1 protein-coding gene is annotated in these 535 nt (G+C 61.5%); it reads right to left on the reverse strand.

Annotated elements, in window-relative coordinates; translation table 11 throughout:
- Positions 1-535, reverse strand: a 535-nt coding sequence (locus ACXJKJ_RS31930; RefSeq protein WP_457395743.1) for an alpha/beta fold hydrolase, incomplete at both ends; no start/stop codon positions are given.

A 535-nucleotide genomic window follows, 5' to 3' on the forward strand; every position in this document is an offset into this window, starting at 1 on the left:
GCGCTGGACCTCATGAAAACGCGTCAAGTGCGGCTCCAGCATTGCCGCGTCAATAAGAAAGCCGTCATGCCCTTGTTCGGAGTCGATCTCCACGTACTTAGCCTGCGACAACCCCTCGGCTATTTCGCGCTGTTCAGAAGGAGGATAGAGCCAGTCGCTACTGATGGAGATGACGATGGCCGGCTGACGGATGCCATTCAAGGCCGCCTCCACACCGCCACGTTTCCACCCGATGTCATGGCGGTCCATTGCATCGATCAGCGACAGGTACACATTTGCGTCGAATCGCCCGACGAAGTGCCTGCCATGGTGATGCAGCCACTCACGCACCGAATCGCTGCTGTGCCCCTCCTTACCGGACTGCGGCGCGACTGCCACGCCTGCGTGCCGCTGCTCGAACATCCGAGCGGACCGGTAGGTCATCATGGCGATGGCACGTGCTGCGCCCAGACCGGCAATCGGCGGCGCCTGGTCGGCGTAGTCACCCGCAAGAAAGGCGGGGTCTGAATGTATCGCCATCCGCTGGGTTTCGCTC

Source organism: Roseateles sp. P5_E1 (assembly GCF_054049335.1).